This window comes from Pseudohongiella sp. SYSU M77423, from assembly GCF_029911965.1.
Classification (GTDB): Bacteria; Pseudomonadota; Gammaproteobacteria; order Pseudomonadales; family Pseudohongiellaceae; genus Pseudohongiella.
This window is the reverse complement of the sequence record NZ_JARYTH010000003.1, coordinates 346633-364490: the sequence shown is the minus strand read 5'-3', so window position 1 is coordinate 364490 and position 17858 is coordinate 346633. Positions and strand designations below refer to the sequence as shown.

General features: G+C 55.6%; 11 protein-coding genes and 2 pseudogenes. 8 read left to right on the top strand and 5 right to left on the bottom strand.

Annotation, left to right across the window (positions count from 1 at the left end; genetic code table 11):
* Positions 1-88: 88 nt before the first annotated feature.
* Positions 89-505, top strand: coding sequence for a hypothetical protein (locus QGM61_RS09285; RefSeq protein ID WP_281132788.1), 417 nt, complete (start codon positions 89-91; stop codon positions 503-505).
* Positions 506-510: 5 nt separating this feature from the next.
* A complete protein-coding gene (locus QGM61_RS09280; RefSeq protein ID WP_281132787.1) occupies positions 511-975 on the top strand; it encodes a CYTH domain-containing protein in 465 nt (154 codons plus the stop codon).
* 4 nt (positions 976-979) lie between these two features.
* Here QGM61_RS09280 and QGM61_RS09275 read toward each other — a convergent pair whose 3' ends face one another.
* Positions 980-2326 carry an MFS transporter gene (locus tag QGM61_RS09275; RefSeq protein ID WP_281132786.1) on the bottom strand — a complete coding sequence of 449 codons (1347 nt, stop codon included), beginning with the start codon at positions 2324-2326 and terminating at the stop codon, positions 980-982.
* Between the two features lie 100 nt (positions 2327-2426).
* Between QGM61_RS09275 and QGM61_RS09270 the strand changes: the two genes are divergently transcribed.
* Together QGM61_RS09270 and QGM61_RS09265 are read left to right on the top strand one after the other, a co-directional pair.
* Positions 2427-3737, top strand: a complete 1311-nt coding sequence (locus QGM61_RS09270) for a parallel beta-helix domain-containing protein (protein ID WP_237132050.1) — start codon at positions 2427-2429, stop codon at positions 3735-3737.
* A gap of 5 nt (positions 3738-3742) precedes the next feature.
* A complete protein-coding gene (locus QGM61_RS09265; RefSeq protein WP_237132051.1) occupies positions 3743-4885 on the top strand; it encodes an SO2930 family diheme c-type cytochrome in 1143 nt (380 codons plus the stop codon).
* Between the two features lie 60 nt (positions 4886-4945).
* On the opposite strand, the gene QGM61_RS09260 is transcribed toward QGM61_RS09265, so the two are convergent.
* Positions 4946-7180, bottom strand: a complete 2235-nt coding sequence (locus tag QGM61_RS09260; protein WP_237132052.1) for an acyl-CoA dehydrogenase — start codon at positions 7178-7180, stop codon at positions 4946-4948.
* A 248-nt stretch (positions 7181-7428) separates the two neighbouring features.
* Between QGM61_RS09260 and QGM61_RS15270 the strand changes: the two genes are divergently transcribed.
* From QGM61_RS15270 to QGM61_RS09245, 3 genes are all read left to right on the top strand, one after another.
* A complete protein-coding gene (locus tag QGM61_RS15270) occupies positions 7429-7713 on the top strand; it encodes an alkaline phosphatase (RefSeq protein ID WP_317622176.1) in 285 nt (94 codons plus the stop codon).
* Positions 7714-7786: 73 nt separating this feature from the next.
* Positions 7787-9895: a 3-hydroxyacyl-CoA dehydrogenase NAD-binding domain-containing protein gene (locus tag QGM61_RS09250; RefSeq protein ID WP_281132785.1), complete on the top strand. Its 2109-nt coding sequence runs from the start codon at positions 7787-7789 to the stop codon at positions 9893-9895.
* Positions 9888-11180 (top strand): acetyl-CoA C-acetyltransferase, encoded by a 1293-nt coding sequence (locus QGM61_RS09245; RefSeq protein WP_281132784.1) that lies wholly within the window; start codon positions 9888-9890, stop codon positions 11178-11180. The genes QGM61_RS09250 and QGM61_RS09245 overlap by 8 nt, the downstream gene beginning before the upstream one ends.
* Here the strand turns inward: QGM61_RS09245 and QGM61_RS15265 are convergent.
* Together QGM61_RS15265 and QGM61_RS15260 are read right to left on the bottom strand one after the other, a co-directional pair.
* A pseudogene (locus QGM61_RS15265) lies at positions 11181-12179 on the bottom strand (phosphate acyltransferase); the annotation flags it as partial.
* A gap of 72 nt (positions 12180-12251) precedes the next feature.
* A pseudogene (locus QGM61_RS15260) lies at positions 12252-13478 on the bottom strand (malic enzyme-like NAD(P)-binding protein); the annotation flags it as partial.
* Between the two features lie 392 nt (positions 13479-13870).
* Between QGM61_RS15260 and QGM61_RS09235 the strand changes: the two are divergent.
* Entirely contained in the window at positions 13871-16714 is a 2844-nt protein-coding gene (locus QGM61_RS09235; protein ID WP_281132782.1) for a TonB-dependent receptor domain-containing protein, read from the top strand.
* Between the two features lie 73 nt (positions 16715-16787).
* Here the strand turns inward: QGM61_RS09235 and QGM61_RS09230 are convergent, their stop codons facing one another.
* The gene (locus QGM61_RS09230; protein ID WP_281132781.1) at positions 16788-17822 is read right to left on the bottom strand and encodes an alpha/beta fold hydrolase; all 1035 of its coding nucleotides are present in this window, start codon (positions 17820-17822) and stop codon (positions 16788-16790) included.
* Positions 17823-17858 lie beyond the last annotated feature (36 nt).

Here is a 17858-nt window from a genome sequence, read left to right as displayed (position 1 = left end):
ATCGCCCTGATAAACCGACTTACTGTGTGGTTATAATGCAGTCCGTATTGAGTAACAACAAATCTTATGACTCTCAGGAGCCAGTTACATGAATAATTCTGCTCAGCCCTCTGCGCGCGCTCGCCTGGTCCGTGTCCTGGTCACTCTCGCCTGCCTGGTCGTTGTCGCGACCATACTTTGGCAGTTATTGCCCAAAGCGGCGTTTTCCAGCGATCTGAGCCAGGTCGGTCAGGGCCGCCCGGCCCTGGTCATGCTGCGAGAGGTAAATTTTGTCGGTGGTGACCGTGTGATAGAGCATATGCTGGAAATTTACCCCGATTACGAGCAAAACATGGTGTTTCTGGTCGTCCATACCGGTAATCCGACGGGACAGAATTTTGCGGCTGAGCATGGGGTCACTGACGGCGATCTGGTACTGTTTGATGCTGAGGGCAACGCTCAGAGTCAGCTATCGCAGCCCTCTGGCACCAACGACATCCGACAGTTTCTGCAGCAGGCCCTGTAAGGGATATGGCTACAGAGATTGAGCGCAAATTTCTGGTCGTTAGCGACAGCTGGCGCGCTCACAGCTGCCGCCAGATCGTTATCCAGCAGGGGTATTTGTGCCGTGGAGCCACCACTGTGCGTGTCCGACGGGCTGACGATGAGGCATGGCTGACGATCAAGGGACCCACCACCGGCATCAGCCGCAGCGAATTCGAATATCGAATACCGCTGGCAGACGCCGAACAGCTGCTCAAGGAACAGTGCCAGGGTCCGCTGATAGACAAGACACGCCACTGGGTATTGTTTGATGGGCATCGCTGGGAAGTCGACGAGTTTCGAGGTGCCAATGCGGGGCTGGTGCTGGCAGAGCTGGAGTTGACATCAGAGAATGCCCGATTCAGTAAACCGGAGTGGCTGGGCCGCGAAGTATCGGCAGACCCCAGATACTCCAACTCAGCACTATCGTTAAATCCTTTGCTGGAGCAATAGGGGCTCAACCCGACACTTCACGCCAGCGCAGACTCAAAATCGCTCCCAGAAGTCCGGCAATCGCCAGCGAAACGATTGTCAGCTGCACCGAGATCACAGCTGCCAGCGCCCCCAGCAGCCCGGTCAACAGTAACAACACACCGATAACCGAGTTGCTGACTGCCACGTAGTCGGTCCGCTTGTTACCGCCTGCCATGTCGACCAGATAGGTTTTGCGCCCCAGCCGGACCCCGGCATGCGCGATGCCCAGCACAAAAAATGCCAGTGGATAAAACCATACGGAGGCCTCACTTGGCAGCCCTGAAACTGACCAGGCCGCTACCGCCAGCGATGTCAACGCTGCCAGACCGCAGGCAACTGCAAACACCTGGCGACTGGAACGGTCTGCCCAGCGCCCCCACACTGGCGAGCTTACCAACCCTGCCAGCCCCTCCGCGGCGATGAATATACCAAGTAATGAGGCGGCGCTACCGAGATCCTCTCTGGCCAGCGTCACATAAAATGGCGCAACCAGACCGGAGCCCATGGCCAGGGCTCTACCGATAACAAACTTGCGAAAGGGTGCGTCTTCGCGCAACAGGGACAAACTCGAAAACGCCTCTGAAAACCCATTCGCCCCCCCATCAGTGGCGCCCGGAAATTCGACTATTCGCGCATAGCTGGCTATTGCCAGAAACCACAGCATGGCAGCCACCGCCAGCAGATCAAGATAGAGGCCGGAAGCGGCCTCGCCCTGCCCAAACGCACCCAGTGCCAGACCGGCGGCAAACGCTGCCAGTCCTGCGATGGCGCTGATCCAGCCAGACAGGCGACCACGACGGGTTTTGGGAATCGTCTTGCCCAGCACGTCCTTGTAGGCTACCGAACAGGCACCACGCGCCAGACTGAACAGTATCAGCAGCCCGGTAACTGCCAGCCCGGCCTGCAGGCCTTCAAGCGTCATACCACACCAGACCATCAGCAGCAGGGAGAAACCCTGCACCGAACCACCTGCCACCCATACCCATTTGCGCACCGCCTGTCGACGGACCACAGCGCCAATGAGCATCTGCGGCAGCATGGAGCCGGACTCACGGATAGGCACCAGCAGACTGATGATCCAGGCCGGCGCACCCAGCTGCATCAACAACCAGGGTAGCGTAGTTTTGGCGCTGGCCAGCTTGTCCGCAATGCTGCTGCAGGTATTGGCCAGCAGAGTGGCCAGGAAATTGCCTGGCGTCTCGCGACAGGCGTCATCACTGATATCCTTGCACACCCGCCCCTCATCATCTTCGGCGAGGCGTTCATACAACAGGGTTTTCCAGTCTTCTTCGGCACCAGCAGCCGTTCTTTGATCGTTGCTCTTAGTCATGACCCGGAGCATAGCCCGATGCGAAGGTGCCGACAAGTTGCAAAAAATACTGGAGCGGCGTAGCTTTAGCAGGTCACTACAGCTTAACCTGAGGTGTTCCATGACAATAAGAACATGCTGGACCCGCCTGACAAGCCGCGTATCTGATTTCACACCGAAGCAACTTACGATCCCTGCTCACAGCCGGCTTCTGCTTCTTGCTATTGCTTCAGTGCTGGCAGCCTGTTCGCCGCCTGCCGATTCCCCGCCCTCTGCTGCATCCATAAACATCGAAATCAATGATCCTGTGTCAGAGTTGCAACTGGCGCTCCTGGAAGCAGAACCAGGTTCCGTCATTACATTGCCCGCAGGCCGTTATGGCTTTGATCGCAGCCTGACACTGAACACTGACGGAATCACGCTGCGCGGCGCCGGAATGGACGAAACGATTCTCACATTTCAGGATCAGGTGGCCGGAGCCGAAGGTCTGCTGGTTAACGCCAGCAACTTTACAATCGAGGATATCGCTATCGAGGACACCCTGGGCGACGCACTCAAGATTGCCAGAGGCGATCATATCGTGATTCGTCGCGTCAGAACTGAGTGGACCAACGGCCCCGATACCAGTAATGGCGCTTATGGAATCTATCCCGTCCAGACACAACACACACTGATTGAAGACTCTGTGGCAATCGCTGCCTCCGACGCTGGCATCTATGTCGGCCAGTCCCAAAACGTGATTGTGCGTGGTAATCGGGCAGAATATAACGTGGCAGGCATAGAGATTGAGAACACAGTTGGTGCAGATGTTTATAACAACACTGCCATCAACAACACCGGCGGAATACTGGTATTTAACATGCCCAACCTGCCGGTCGCCGGCCATACCACCCGCGTTTATGAAAATGATATCCGGGATAACAACACCGCGAATTTCGCACCACCGGGGACCGCTGTTTCCAGCGTGCCGGCAGGTTCTGGACTGATCATAAACTCCAACGACAAAGTCGAGATCTTCAATAACGAGTTCGACAACAATGACACTGCCAACATTCTGATCTCCAGTTATTTCAGTGCTGGGTATTCGGACCGGCAAATGGCTGAAGCTTTCGACCCCTACCCTGAAACGATTTTCATTTATGACAATCAATTCGGCAGCAGCGGCGCATCACCTTCCCGACCGGAACTGGATGCACTGCGGCTCGCCATGTTTGGTGAGCAGGGTCGTCTGCCTGATGTTGTCTGGGACGGAGTCACCCATCCGGAACGGATGGCGGCAGAGTACGCAATCTGTATCGACAATGGCGAGGCTCAGTTACTCAATATAGATGCTGCAAACAACAGTGCCAATCCACACATGGGTGGTGAAGCGCACCAGTGCCGGCATTCGGCACTGCCTGCTGTCAGCCTGCCGACCACCATGGATATGTAAGATCGATGAGTTGGCGTTTTTCATTACTGGTGACGGCGCTGGTTCTAGGCGCCTGCCAGGATCCGTCGGCACCGAAACTGTATGCCCGCGATAGTATTCCGACCCAACTGTCTGACTGGCAGATTGCGCAGGTAGCGGACCGACAGCTGATCCTGAATGCTGCCGTTCTTCCTTACGATCTGGCGACCCCGCTGTTCAGTGACTATGCATTAAAACTCCGCACGTTGTGGCTGCCCGACGGTGCCACTGCCGAGCTGACCGACACCGGCAGCCTGGACTTCCCGGTTGGCACGGTGATCAGCAAAACATTCTACTATCCGCGCGCCCGCGACGCCGCCGACGCCGCGGATGTACAGCTGACCGAACAACGACTTGTTGCATTTGATGGGGCGAGTCTGGCACTGGACCAGGTGCGGCTGATCGAGACCCGACTGCTGGTTCATCAGGCGGATGGCTGGCAGGCACTGCCCTATGTGTGGAATGAGGAGCAGACTGACGCAACGCTGCAGATAACCGGGGCCGTCAAGCGCCTGCGATTACACAGCAACGAAAATCCACGCGCGACGGTTGAATCATTTGCCTACGTGGTTCCCAATCGCAACGAGTGTGCCGCCTGTCACAATCTGGATCAGAATCAGGACACACTCTCGCCAATCGGCCCCTCAGTAGCCAATCTGAATCACGCAATGGTCGCCGACGGCTCTGCGGAAAATCAGTTGGCCGCGCTATGGTCGCGACAATGGCTTGATGAAGAGCCTGCTGTCAACGAGCTGCCTGCCGCGGCAGTATGGCAACCGGGCGCTACTGATAATCTGGAGCAACGCGCCCGAAGTTATCTGGATGTTAATTGTGCACACTGTCATCAGCCTGGCGGTAGCGGCGACACATCCGGCCTGTTTCTGCACTCTGGCGCGAGCAAGCCTCTGGAACTTGGGGTATGCAAACCACCCGTTGCAGCGGGCCGAGGTTCGGGAGGGCGACCTTACTCAATAGTACCAGGTCACCCTCAAGATTCGATTCTGAGTTTCAGAATCGAAAGCAATGAGGTCGGAGTATTGATGCCGGAGGTGGGACGCAGCCTGACCCACGACAGCGGATTGTTGCTGATCGATGAGTGGATCCGGCAGCAGACAGGCAATTGCAGCTAAGGCATCAAAAGCACCTTAGTCCACTATTGCCTGTCTGGCGACCAATCCGGACCCTGCAACTCAGGCAGCGTTTCTGGCTGCCGTCTGCTGTATCTGAAAGTACTCTTCAGGCCTGAACTCATCAACCTCGATGGCATCCATCGCCGCCTGATTGGCCGCTTTTAATGCCTCTCCCTCAGCCTTGCTGATGACCTTTGCTGACACAGCCTGATCAGCCAGTGCGTACGCTGTGCCGCGCGGCAGGTTCCGTTCTTTTTGAGCCTTGACGATTTTCTTCACGATGGGTTGCACTTCTGTGTACAAGCGGAAGGCCTTCAGCAGACGCCCCATACCTGGGGCGTCCTCGGCGAATGGCGCGATTCCCTGCGTCACTCTTGCGTATTGCTCGTTCATTAGCTGAATGGACGCTGCTGCCTGCTTCATGACCTTGTCTGAAGGCCCACGTGACAGTGGGTTCAGGCGCAGGAACAGGGCGGAAGGTCCGCGCAGCCACCAGCCTACAACGGGCACGTCAAAATTCGCGTGAATGCCTTCAAATGCCTCCTGAATCTGCGCCAGGGCGAATTCACAGCTGAACTGCACCAATGGGAGGTCTTCAGGCTTGTTGCCTTCCGCTTTGTAGCGGCGCAGTGCGGCCAGCGCCAGCACCTGCCAGGTCAGTGCATCAGCAAAACGCCCGCCCAGGCTTCCGCGTGCCTTCAGCTTGCCACCAATCAGGTAAAGTGCAAGATCGGCGAGCAGTGCAAAGCGCGATGAGGCCCATGCCAGCCGTCGATAATAGGTGGCCACCGGACCTGATTCCGGGCTGCCGGCGCTGAAACCACGCGTCAGGCCCCGCAGTTTGCTGCGACCAAAATTGCTGGTCGTGTGCCACAACCAACCCAGCAGCTTATTGCGGAATGCCGTTGCGTCGTTGTCTTCAACCGCTTTCACAAGCGGCAGAGCGTAAGGATGACAGCGGGTTGCACCCTGTCCGAAGGTGATCAGCGTCCGCGTCATGATGTTGGCACCTTCCACCGTAATGCTCACCGGTGCACTCGCATAACCGCCACCCAGGATGTTGTTCGGCCCCTGCATGACACCGGCACCGGAAAACACATCCATACCGTCGATCAGGCTGCGCTGCCCGTAGTCAGTGCTGCTGGACTTCAGCAAGGCAGACACCACCGGTGGCTGCTCTCCGGCATCCAGTGCGGAGCACGAGTAGATACGCGCGCCTTCAAACAGGTAGGCAAATGCGGCGATGCGGGCAACTTTTTCCTGCACGCCTTCCATCAGGCCAATCGGAATATCGAATTGATTCCGGATCATCGAGTAGGCGCCTGTTGCCGCAGCGGCAATCTTCATACCTCCAATCGCGCCGGCTGGCAGGGACACGGCACGTCCACCTGCCAACTGTTCCATCAACATGCGCCAGCCCTGCCCGGCATACTCTGGACCACCAATGATCTGATCCACGGGTGCCACCACGTCTTCGCCAATGATGGGGCCGTTGTAAAAGCTCATGCCGATGGGCAGGTGGTGATTGCCGGTGGTCAGGCCAGGCGTGCCTTTATGAAGCAGCATCACTGTAATACCAGGATACTCGCCTTTGCCGAGGAGGTTCTCCGGATCGTGCATTTGAAAGGCCAGTGAGATCAGGTTGGCAATCGGCGCGAGCGTAATATAGCGCTTGCGGAAATTCAGCTTAACCTTGATTACCCCGTCGTCGTCCTTGAAGACCACACCTTCAGCCTTGATGGATGCTGCGTCAGAGCCAGCTGTTGGTTCTGTCAGGCCAAAACATGGCACATACTCACCACTGGCCAGTTTGGGCAGATAGGCGTCCTTTTGCTCCTCAGTACCATAGTGCTTCAGTAGCTCGGCGGCACCCAGCGAATTTGGAATGACTACGAGCGTACCCACGGTGGGGTTGTAAGCGTTGATCTTGGCCATGATGGAGGATATGGCCAGTGTCGAAAACTCTTTGCCACCGTACTGCTTGGGAATCAACAAACCCATAAAACCCTGCTTTTTCAGGAATTTGATGACTTTATCGGGCACTTTCCGGGTTGTAACAACCTCATAGTTGTCGATCATGCGGCACAACTCTTCGACTGGCCCGTCGATAAATGCCTGCTCTTCCTCGGAATGCTGGTTATAGGGCTCAGCCAGCATCTTGCTGAAATCGGGATTACCGGAGAAGATCTGGCCATCCACCCAGACGGTGCCCGCCTCCAGTGCCTGTCGTTCGGTATCGGAGATACGCGGCAGCACATTGTTGTCGCGCATGAACTTCATGATTGCACCAAACATAGCTTCCTCTCACCTTGTCACAACAAATGAACAAAAACGTGTTATCCACATTGTACGCATTAAACGACCGATCGTCTTTATGAATATATTCACTTTTTTACAACACCATTGTTTTTCCGTCCAGGAGTAATAATGGTCGCTCTTGCTAAACTGTCAGTCGCTCTGCTGGGCCTGTGCGTCCCACTAGTGCTCACCGCCCAGAATCTGCAGACTGCCCCATACCCCGCTCCTGCGAACGAAACCCCTGAATACTGGTTCAACAGCGGCCGGCGGGCCCTGGAACAGGCGCTGGCGTTGCACTTTCCAAGACCTATAACACCAATCAGCAAACACCGGACTGTGCCGGCACCATGACAGCCATGATGAGCGGCATCAAGACACGTGCTGGTCTTATCGGCGTTAACCAGCATGTCAATCGGGCCGATTGCGCCTCAGCCATGGGCAATGAGGTACCATCACTGATGCTGCAGGCGGCGAGACATCTGACATCACTGAACCCTCGCTGCCGGAAATGGCACGCGCTGGGCTGGTAGAAGCATTTGTCAGTCTTGGCCCGCTCAGGCAGAATGAGGTAAGGAAGTTCTTTTCAGACTGAGTGAGGTCGCCATGACAGAGACGTCTGCCACGTCAGTACCCGAAGCCGTAGACGCCAATGCCAACAAGTTCCGACACTGGCGTCTGTCGCGTGATCGCGACAATATCATCTATGCCTATCTGGATCGTGAGGGAGAGCGCGTCAATTCGCTTTCCCGCGCCGTGCTTGAGGAGTTTGAGCAGCTTGTCGCGCTGGCTGAGACGTCTTCGCCGCGCGGCCTGGTGCTGATGTCCGGCAAAACCACTGGCTTTGTGTTCGGCGCCGACGTCAAGGAATTTGAAGGTTTCGACGACGCCAGCGCTGTGACACGCGAAATAGAGCGCGTCCACGAGATGTTCAACCGGCTTGAACGACTCAAGTGCATCACCGTCGCCGCAATTGAGGGCTACTGCCTTGGCGGCGGCCTGGAAATGTCGCTGGCCTGTGACTACCGCATTGCCAAAGATGTGCCGTCGACCAAGCTTGGATTCCCTGAGACACAACTGGGTATTTTCCCTGGCTTCGGCGGCTCGGTGCGATCAGTGCGGACCATCGGCGGCATCAAGGCCATGGAACTGATGCTGACGGCTCGCCAGATCAGTGCGCGCGCGGCCCGCTCGATTGGCCTTGTGGATCAGGTGATCGGTCGTCACGAAGAACTGCTCTGGGCGGCCCGTGACGCCGTTCTTAAAGGCAAAAAGCACCGCGGGCCTGGTCTGATGCGCAGCATGAGCAACGTCTGGCCGGTAAGATCGATTCTCGCAGGCCAGATACGCAAGCAGACCCAGCGCAAAGCGCGTCCCGAACACTACCCTGCTCCTTTTCGCTTGATCGATACCTGGCAGACCTATGGCGGTAACCGCAAGAAGATGATGCGGGAGGAGGCACGGGCTGTCGGTGAATTGATGGTATCGCCGACCGCCAAAAGTCTGCGTCGCGTCTTCCACTTGATGGAACGCCTGAAATCTCAGGGCAAGAATGTCGATTTTGCCGTTCGTCACGTTCATGTAGTGGGAGCTGGCACCATGGGCGGTGATATCGCCGCATGGTGTGTTCTGCGAGGCCTGACGGTCACTTTGCAGGACCGCGACATGAAGAGCGTCAGCGCAGCCATAAAGCGGGCCGAGAAGCAGTTCCAGAAAAAACTGAAGGACACTGCAAAGGTCAGGGCAGCGCTGGATCGATTGCGTCCCGATGTCGAGGCCGAATTTGTGGGTCAGGCCGACATTGTCATCGAAGCCATCTTCGAGAACGCCGAAGCCAAACAGTCACTGTTCAAGGATATCGCGCCAAAAATGAAATCAGGCGCGGTACTGGCTACCAATACATCCGCCATTCCGCTTGAGACGCTGGCCAGCGTGCTGGACGACCCAAGTCGTCTTATCGGCCTGCATTTCTTCAACCCGGTCGCAAAAATGCCACTGGTAGAAGTTGTATCCGGGCCAGATACCTCTCAGAAAGAAGCACAGAAAGGAGCAGCCTTTTGCCAGCAGATCAGCCGTTTCCCACTGCCCGTCAAAAGCAGCCCCGGCTTTCTGGTTAACCGTGTGCTTGCGCCCTACATGATGACAGCCCTGCGATTGCATCGCGAAGGTGTGCCAGCCGAGGCGCTGGATGCTGCCGCCGAGGCCTTTGGCATGCCGATGGGGCCTGTCGAACTCGCCGACACAGTAGGCCTTGATGTCTGTCTGATGGTTACCGATGTGCTTCAGTCCGACCAGGAAGACGGTTTGCCTGAAAGCCCGGAAAAAGCATTTATCCAGAAGCTGGTAGATGACGGCAAACTGGGTAAAAAATCCGGACATGGCCTTTACCGGTGGGAAAAAGACAAACCCCAGAAAAACAGCAACAATGTGTCCGGGCACAACCTGGCCGAACTCGCCGAGAAGCTGGTCGATGCCTACATCAACGAGTGCCGCGCGGCACTTAATGATGAAGTAGTCAGTGATGCAGACCTTCTTGATGCAGGCATGATCTTCGGCACTGGCTTTGCGCCGTTCAGGGGTGGGCCACTTTATTACCTGGAACACCAGGACGAGCAATATCGGATTGCATCGCCTGCGAATCAGGAGACATCCGAAAAAACGCCCGACGACAACGCGTCAGAAGAGCCTGAGCAGGAGACCGAAACCCGTGTATAACGCTGATGCAAATACGTCCCTTCGCAAAGTAGTCATTGCTGGCGGCGTGCGGCTGCCATTTTGTCGGTCAAACACGGCCTATGCTGAACTCAGCAATCTGGACATGCTGGCTGACACACTGCAAAAGCTCAGTGACCGCTTCGAGCTGTCCGGTAAAAAGATTGACGAGGTAGTCGCAGGCGCTGTAACCACACACAGCAAAGACTGGAACCTGGCACGTGAGGCAGTGCTGAGCACCGATCTGTCACCGGCCACACCCGGCATTACTCTGCAGATGGCATGCGGCACCTCGCTGCAGGCGGCCCTGATGTCTGCAGCAAAAATAGCCACCGGCCAGATCGACTGTGCGATCGCCGCAGGAACAGACACCACCAGTGATGCGCCGATCGTGTTTCAGCGACGCTTTGCACGCCGCCTGATCAAAATGGGCCAGGCCCGCACCTTCAAGCAGCGGCTTGCAGCCTTCAAGGGCTTTGGACTTTCTGAACTTGCACCACGCCCGCCTGCCAATGGAGAGCCACGAACGGGTCTGTCCATGGGGCAACATTGTGAATTGATGGCGCAGGAGTGGGGAGTGACGCGCGAAGAGCAGGATCAACTGGCACTGGAAAGCCATCAGAAAGCCGCGGCAGCCTACGACGCCGGATTTTTTGATGATCTGGTGAGTCAGTATGAAGGCGTGGCACGCGACAATAACCTGCGGGCAGACTCATCGCTGGAAAAACTGGCATCACTTAAGCCGGCATTCGATCGTAAACACGGCACATTGACAGCTGGCAACAGCACACCACTGACCGACGGTGCTGCAGCAGTACTTCTATGCAGTGAGGAATGGGCAAAAGCCAATAATCTGCCCATACAGGCATACTTGACGGCTGGCCGCAGCAGTGCTGTCGACTTTGTGCATGGCGAAGGCCTGCTGATGGCACCTACGGTCGCCGTCAGTGAATTACTGCAGCAGGCAGGGCTGTCATTGCAGGACTTCGACTGTTATGAGATTCATGAAGCTTTTGCCGCTCAAGCCCTGTGCACACTCAAGGCCTGGGAAGATGATGACTTTTGCCGCTCGCGACTCAATCGAGACAAGGCCATGGGCGCTATCGATCGGGAAAAGATGAATATCAAAGGCGGTTCTTTGGCGTTTGGTCACCCCTTTGCCGCAACGGGTGCCCGCATTCTCGGCTCACTGGCCGCCATCCTCGAGGAGAAGGGCAGCGGCCGTGGCCTGATATCAATATGCACCGCTGGCGGCATGGGAGTTGCCGCCATCGTCGAGCGCCCGTAATCAGGCGCCCGAATGGCTGCTTTGATCGCGCTGGTAGATATCTGCCGATGCCAGCGCAGTCAAATTCAGGATGCCCCTGCCTGACACTGACGGAATCAGGATGTGCACTGGCTTCTCCAGCCCGTTAAGGAAAGGTCCGATCAGGCGGGCGTTTGTCAGCGAACGCAATAGCCCCAGGGCAATACTGGCCGCGTCCATATTAGGCATGACCAGAATGTTTGCACGCCCCTTGATATTGGCGCCGTCAAACACAGTCGCGCGCATCTCAGGATTCAATGCGGTCAACGAGTGCATTTCCCCGTCTATCTGAACCTCTGGCAGTTCCATGCGCAGACGATGCGCAGCGCGCTTCATCTTGATCGCCGAACTATCTTCATAAGTTCCGAAGTTTGAATGTGACAGGAGTGCTACTACCGGTTCGATGTCGAATGACTGCTGCACAAAACGGACAGCATCCTTGGCAATCTCGACAACATCCTCTTCGGTCGGATCCACATTAACAAAGGGATCGGTCAAGAAAAGGGGGCCATCATCCATCAGCAATACACATATGGAAGAGAGGCGGCCTCCCGCCTTGGTAGATCGAATGATGGGCCGAATATCGTGCAGGTGCGTATCAAACCGCCCTACTTTGCCACACACCATGCCATCTGCCTCACCAAGTGCCACCATCAGGGCTGCAAGCACGGTGGTGTTGCTGTGAACAGCTGTTTTGGCTGCCTCGACCGAGACGCCTGAACGGCCGACATGCTGATGATAAAACTGCCAGTAGCGTTCGTGGACGTCAGCTTCCTCAGAGTTGAATACCTGGAAGTCCTTGCCCGGCTCCAATCGCAGACCAATCTTTTTTATCTTGTCATTAATGACCGGAGGCCGGCCGATCAGAATGGGTTTGGCGACCCCCTCGTCCACCACAGCCTGCATGGCAAGCAGTACATCGTCGTTTTCACCCTCGGCATAAACGATTCGGGCCGGGTGTCGGCGCGCCAGGTCTATATTGGGCTGCATGAACAGACGACTGCTGTTTACGTATGCACTGAGCTTGTTGCGATAGGCGTCCAGATCTTCAATTGGTCGGGTAGCGACACCACTTTTCATGGCCGCCTTCACGACAGCCAGTGGCACCTCTTCGATCAGGCGTGGATCGAATGGCTTGGGAATCAGGTACTCGCGCCCGAACTTGAGATCCTCGTCAATATACGCTTTGGCAACTGTCTCGGATACTTCCCGCAACGCAAGGTCAGCGATCGCCTGCACACAGGCTCGCTTCATTTCATCATTGATATGCGTGGCGCCACAGTCGAGTGCGCCGCGGAAGATGAACGGAAAGCACAGAACGTTATTCACCTGGTTCGGATAATCTGAGCGACCGGTGGCAAGAATGGCGTCAGGGCGGGCTTTACGCGCTTCCTCAGGCATAATTTCCGGAATCGGATTAGACATGGCCAGAATAAGAGGGTCACGTGCCATACTTTTGACCATCTTCGCATCCATGACACCTGGACCCGACAGGCCCAGAAACAGATCTGCATCTTTGATTGCATCACTTAAAGTACGATCTTCGGTATCAACAGCGAACTTTTCCTTCCAGGGGTTCATGCCTTCCTGGCGACCTTTATAGATCACCCCATTGCGGTCCAGCATCCGCACGTTATCTTTGCGCACGCCCATGCTCAGCAGCAACTCGACACAGGCAATACTGGCAGCACCCGCACCGGAAGCAACCAGCTTGATGTCTTCGAACTTCTTGTTGACGATTCTAAGTCCGTTATAGACCGCCGCGGCCGCCACGATTGCCGTGCCGTGCTGATCATCATGGAATACCGGAATCTTCATGATGTCGCGCAGCTTGCGCTCGACCAGGAAACATTCTGGCGCTTTGATGTCCTCGAGGTTTATACCGCCGAATGTTGGCTCCAGCGATGCAATGATCTCAACCAGCTTGTCGACGTCTGTCTCATTGATCTCGATATCAAAAACATCGAGATCAGCAAATTTTTTGAACAATACCGCCTTGCCTTCCATGACTGGCTTGGCTGCCAGCGGCCCGATGTTACCCAGTCCCAGCACGGCGGTACCATTTGAAATAACCGCAACCAGATTGCCACGCGAGGTAAGACGCGCAGCTTCGGCGGGGTCTTCCACGATGGCCTCACAGGCAAACGCAACACCGGGTGAATAGGCACGGGACAGATCCCGATTGTTCGCCAGTGGCTTGGTGGGACGAATGGCCAGTTTGCCGGGGACAGGTTCGGCGTGGTAGCGCAGTGCGCTGTCCTTGAAAGAGTCGTCTGACATGAATTCCTTCCTGATCCTTCACAGTAAAAAGTTAACGACACTGTCGCTGCAATGCCCGCGATCCAGCACACTCTATGATGTCCAACACACTGAACGATCGCTCGAGCATTATAGCTGTCCAGCTGTTCTAAATCGAATGCAAAACTACGGGGCGTGTTTTGGTTTGTGGCCGACCGTCATTCGCCGCATATTCAGTTCAAGCTGGCGTATCGGGCTCATGAATAGTGCATATTTGCTTTATTAATAACCAGTCTCGCTGACGATAGCTGGCAAGGAGCGCCACTGCAGCCCTCCAAGTCATTTCTGTCTATCAGCAGGATAGATACGCAAGCAGTCCCGCCCCGGCGGCATGTATCCATAAATGACAATAAAAATAGAACTTGGAGAGCATAATGAAGTCATTCCGACCCTCAAAGTCACTGCTGCTGACGCTTGGCATAATGGCCGCGCATCAGGCAGTTGCCCAGACCAACGAAAACGCCCGAGAAGGTGATATTGAAGAAGTTGTTGTCACCGGCTCATTTATCCGCAACAGCCAGTTTACCAATGCATCGCCTATTGAGACCATCAGTACGGATGACATATGGCAATCCGGTGCAGCAAACCTGGGTGAGTACATCCGTGACCTGCCCTACATGGAGAACATCGATACCGTTGCCAATATCCTGGATACCGCCGATGGTCAGCAGGATTCGAACTCTGCGCGTTTTAACCTTCGCGGTCTGGGCACAGAATCAACCCTGACCCTGATGGACGGTCGCCGTACCGCCAACGAAGGCGCGGTTGCCAGCTTGCTGCCGAGTATCGCTCAGGAACGCATTGAGATCGTTACCGACGGCGGTGCAGCGCTTTATGGTGCCGACGCAGTTGCTGGTGTGGCCAATATCATTCCGTACAAGGAATATGAAGGTCTGCGCTCCCGTGTCTACTACAAGCGGGATGAACGCGGAGGTACCGAGCAGAGTTCCCTGGAACTGATGACCGGTTTGAACTTCGACAGCATCGGCGTCAACTGGGTGGGTGCTTTTGAGTACTCCAATCGTACCTCGCTAATGGTCGCCGAGCGTCCGCGTTACCTGGAAATCGCGGATCAGGATTCATCTTACGGCAATCCGGGCGCCTGGCGCAGCTGGGGCAGTGTCAGCCCGCTTGGCTCACAGGATCCCAGTTGCGCGACCTTCAACGACGGCGCGCAAGACCTGAGCCAGATCGGGGCGCTTCCCAGTGGCACACCGGCCTCGCTCGGCCGGTGCTTCCTGTACTTTGGCGAATGGCAGGACTTTGCCCGCCCGTCCGTAAATTACACGCTATTCAACAACTTCACCTACGAAGCGACGGACTGGCTGAATCTGGAATTCCAGATGAGCCACAATTACCGTGAGTCGCAACTGATGAGCTCGCCCAGCAACGCGGTGACACCGCGAGCTAACCAGCTTCAGCTTCGAGTTCCGGCAAGCCATCCTGCGAATCCTTTTAATCGCGACGTCATGCCCTATTTCTGGCGTCCATTTACCAAGATTGGCACACTGCCCAGCGTGACTGAGGGCAATGGCTATTTGCGAACTATCTACCCCTACTACACAGATGCCTATAAATTCGGTGGCGACTTTGAAATTGGCGACACGTCCTGGCGCGGTCAGTCCTGGGTGGGTTACCAGCAGTCACGACGCTCCATCAAGGATGACGCCTATTCTCTGTCGCGTATGTCAGCAGCGCTTCGTGGCCAGGGCGGCCCCAATGGTAATGAGTGGTTCAATCCCTTCGGCTCGGCTGATCCTCGCTCACCGTTTTATGAAGCAGGTGTCACTGATAACAGCCAGGAATTGGTGGACTGGCTGCTTGTCGAAAACTTCCACGAAACAGACCGTACCCGCCTGACGTACTGGGATACGGTGTTTGATGGCGAAGTAATCGACTTACCCACCGGTACCGTTCTGGGCGCGGTAGGATTCCAGATCCGCAAAGAGCGTATCTGGAACAACAACTCTCCACTGACAGAAGCCAGGGATAGCCTGACGTCCGATATCACTGCGTACATCAATCCCATCGAAGCACGCGATTCGAATGTCCGATCAGCCTTTGTTGAACTGGAGATTCCGCTGCTGCAGAACTCACCTATCGGCAGCATGGGCATCAAGGCCGCTGCTCGACAGGAAGACTTCTACACACTGGGTTACAAGACCACCAAACCCAAAGTCTCACTGTTGTGGGAACCTCTGGACAGCCTGGCGCTGCGCGCCAGCTATGGTGAGTCATTCCTGGCACCTTCAGCCTCACAGCTGCGCCCAGCGCTGATTGAAAACTGCACAGATGTCACGCATGACAACCCTGACCCAATCACAGGCCTGGTGATGACGGGACTACCAAGCTGTTCGTCGGGCAACCCTAACCTGGGCGCGGAAGAGTCCGAGATTGTCAACGTGGGTTTCAGCTGGCTGCCTATCGAAGGCCTCAGCATCGATCTGGATTATCAGGAGATTGAATACTTTGACAAGATTCAGAGCCTGACCAGTGAAGAGGTCACCACGGTGCAGTTTAACGACTTCCTGGCAGCCACCAACTATACCGCTGAGACTTACGACCCAAGCAACCCCAGCAATCTTGCTGATGGTATTGCCTGGGTACAATCCAACCCGAATCCACTGGTTCTGCGCGACAGCAATGGCGCGGTGAACACCATTATTCGTGCGCCAATCAACTACGCGTCACAGTTTGTTGAAGGTTTTGACCTGCGCGTACGTTATGGTTTCAGCGTGAATGACTGGGGCCGATTCAGCGTCAGCTTCAGTGGCAACTACTACACTCGCTGGGAATACCAGCAGTCTCCCACATCTCCGATCGTCGATGCGCGGGGTTCATCCAACTCCGACACCGCCTTTGCACCGCCAATCTCCAAGTGGAAAGGCAATCTGGGGCTTAACTGGTTCAACGATAACCACTCTGTGGGTATTACGACCCGTTACCTGGATAGCATGATCTACGATGAGACCACATCGACACTGGGCTACAATCTGGCTGATTACCCGGAAATCCGGGCCATCACCAAGGTGGATGCACGTTACTCCTATCGCTTCACGGTCGATCGCTTCCTGCGGGCTGATGCCAATCTGACACTCGGTATCAGCAACCTGTTTGATCGCATGGCGCAGCGACTGCCACAGAACGGCGGTATGGAAACCCGTATCGACGATCCATTCGGCAGACAGTTCTACATGTCGGTAGACTTCGAGCTGTAATCGATTCACCGCAACAAAAAAGGGAGCCCTTCAGGCTCCCTTTTTTGTTGCTCTTGAAATTATGCAGCAATAATTACCAATCAGTTGCTTCCGTATCAGGATCTGAACTCAGAAAAGCAATCAGGTCCTCATGATACTGCTCTGGATATTCAAAGTGCGGGTTGTGGCCGATGCCTGGATACTGATGAATATCAGCGTTCTGCAGCGTATTGGCAATATGCTGTGACTGCTCGGCAAAGTTCGGAGTCAGACGGTCATCCTGACCACCCAGCACCAGTGCTTTGGTATCGATGTGCTGCCAGTCATAAACAACAGGATCGAAGTACAGAATACCCTGCTGCCAGGCGCGAATGCGGGCCAGCTTTGGCCATGAGTCAATCAGGGTCTGACCGTACTGCATACGGACGAATTCCAGATACTCAGGTTTTACTTCGGTATTGTAGTAACGCATATGGTTGGCGAGAATGGATTGATAGCTGGTGCCAGTTCTCACACCCTCTGCAGCCTCATGGATATCGCGCCATGGGCGACCCTGGCGCTGGTCGCTCATGCCAATCTGGTTGACCAGCACCATATGTGTAGTGGTATCCGGATAGGTCATGGTGAAGCGCGCGGCCAGCATGCCACCCATGGAATGGCCCACGATGGCGGTCTGTTCAATTCCCAGATGATCGAGCAGCTTCTTCGCGTCCGCGGCGAACATGCTCAGGTTGTAGGGAATATCCAGTTTTGACGATTTACCGTAACCGACACGATCCGGCACGATCACCCGGAAGCCTGCCTCTGAGAGGGCGTCAATAGTCGGCGCAAAACCAATTCCACCAAAGTTCATACCATGGAACAACATCACATTCTGGCCGTTTGGCGTGCCAGTTGGTGCGACATCCATATACGCCATTACACCTTGCTGGCTGAAGTGTTCGATATCCATGAATTCGACGGGGCGGGGGTATTCAATCTCCTCCATCATCTCCGATACGGGGCCCCAGTCGGCTGGTGGCTCATCTGGAGGTGTATAACCTTCCTGCGCAAACACAGGCTGAAAGGCTAGCCCGGCCGACATCGCTGCAGCAACGCCCAGGCGGGTAATCAGTTTACGGAAGGGCATGTAAGTCTCCTGTTATACTCAATTCTTATAGTTGGT

Excerpts from the sequence above, each read along its gene's own strand:
- QGM61_RS09235 (WP_281132782.1), top strand. The coding sequence starts at position 13,871 with ATGAAGTCATTCCGACCCTCAAAGTCACTGCTGCTGACGCTTGGCATA.
- QGM61_RS09275 (WP_281132786.1), bottom strand. The coding sequence starts at position 2,326 with ATGACTAAGAGCAACGATCAAAGAACGGCTGCTGGTGCCGAAGAAGAC.
- QGM61_RS09265 (WP_237132051.1), top strand. The coding sequence starts at position 3,743 with ATGAGTTGGCGTTTTTCATTACTGGTGACGGCGCTGGTTCTAGGCGCC.
- QGM61_RS09260 (WP_237132052.1), bottom strand. The coding sequence starts at position 7,180 with ATGTTTGGTGCAATCATGAAGTTCATGCGCGACAACAATGTGCTGCCG.
- QGM61_RS09280 (WP_281132787.1), top strand. The coding sequence starts at position 511 with ATGGCTACAGAGATTGAGCGCAAATTTCTGGTCGTTAGCGACAGCTGG.
- QGM61_RS09250 (WP_281132785.1), top strand. The coding sequence starts at position 7,787 with ATGACAGAGACGTCTGCCACGTCAGTACCCGAAGCCGTAGACGCCAAT.
- QGM61_RS09270 (WP_237132050.1), top strand. The coding sequence starts at position 2,427 with ATGACAATAAGAACATGCTGGACCCGCCTGACAAGCCGCGTATCTGAT.
- QGM61_RS09285 (WP_281132788.1), top strand. The coding sequence starts at position 89 with ATGAATAATTCTGCTCAGCCCTCTGCGCGCGCTCGCCTGGTCCGTGTC.
- QGM61_RS09230 (WP_281132781.1), bottom strand. The coding sequence starts at position 17,822 with ATGCCCTTCCGTAAACTGATTACCCGCCTGGGCGTTGCTGCAGCGATG.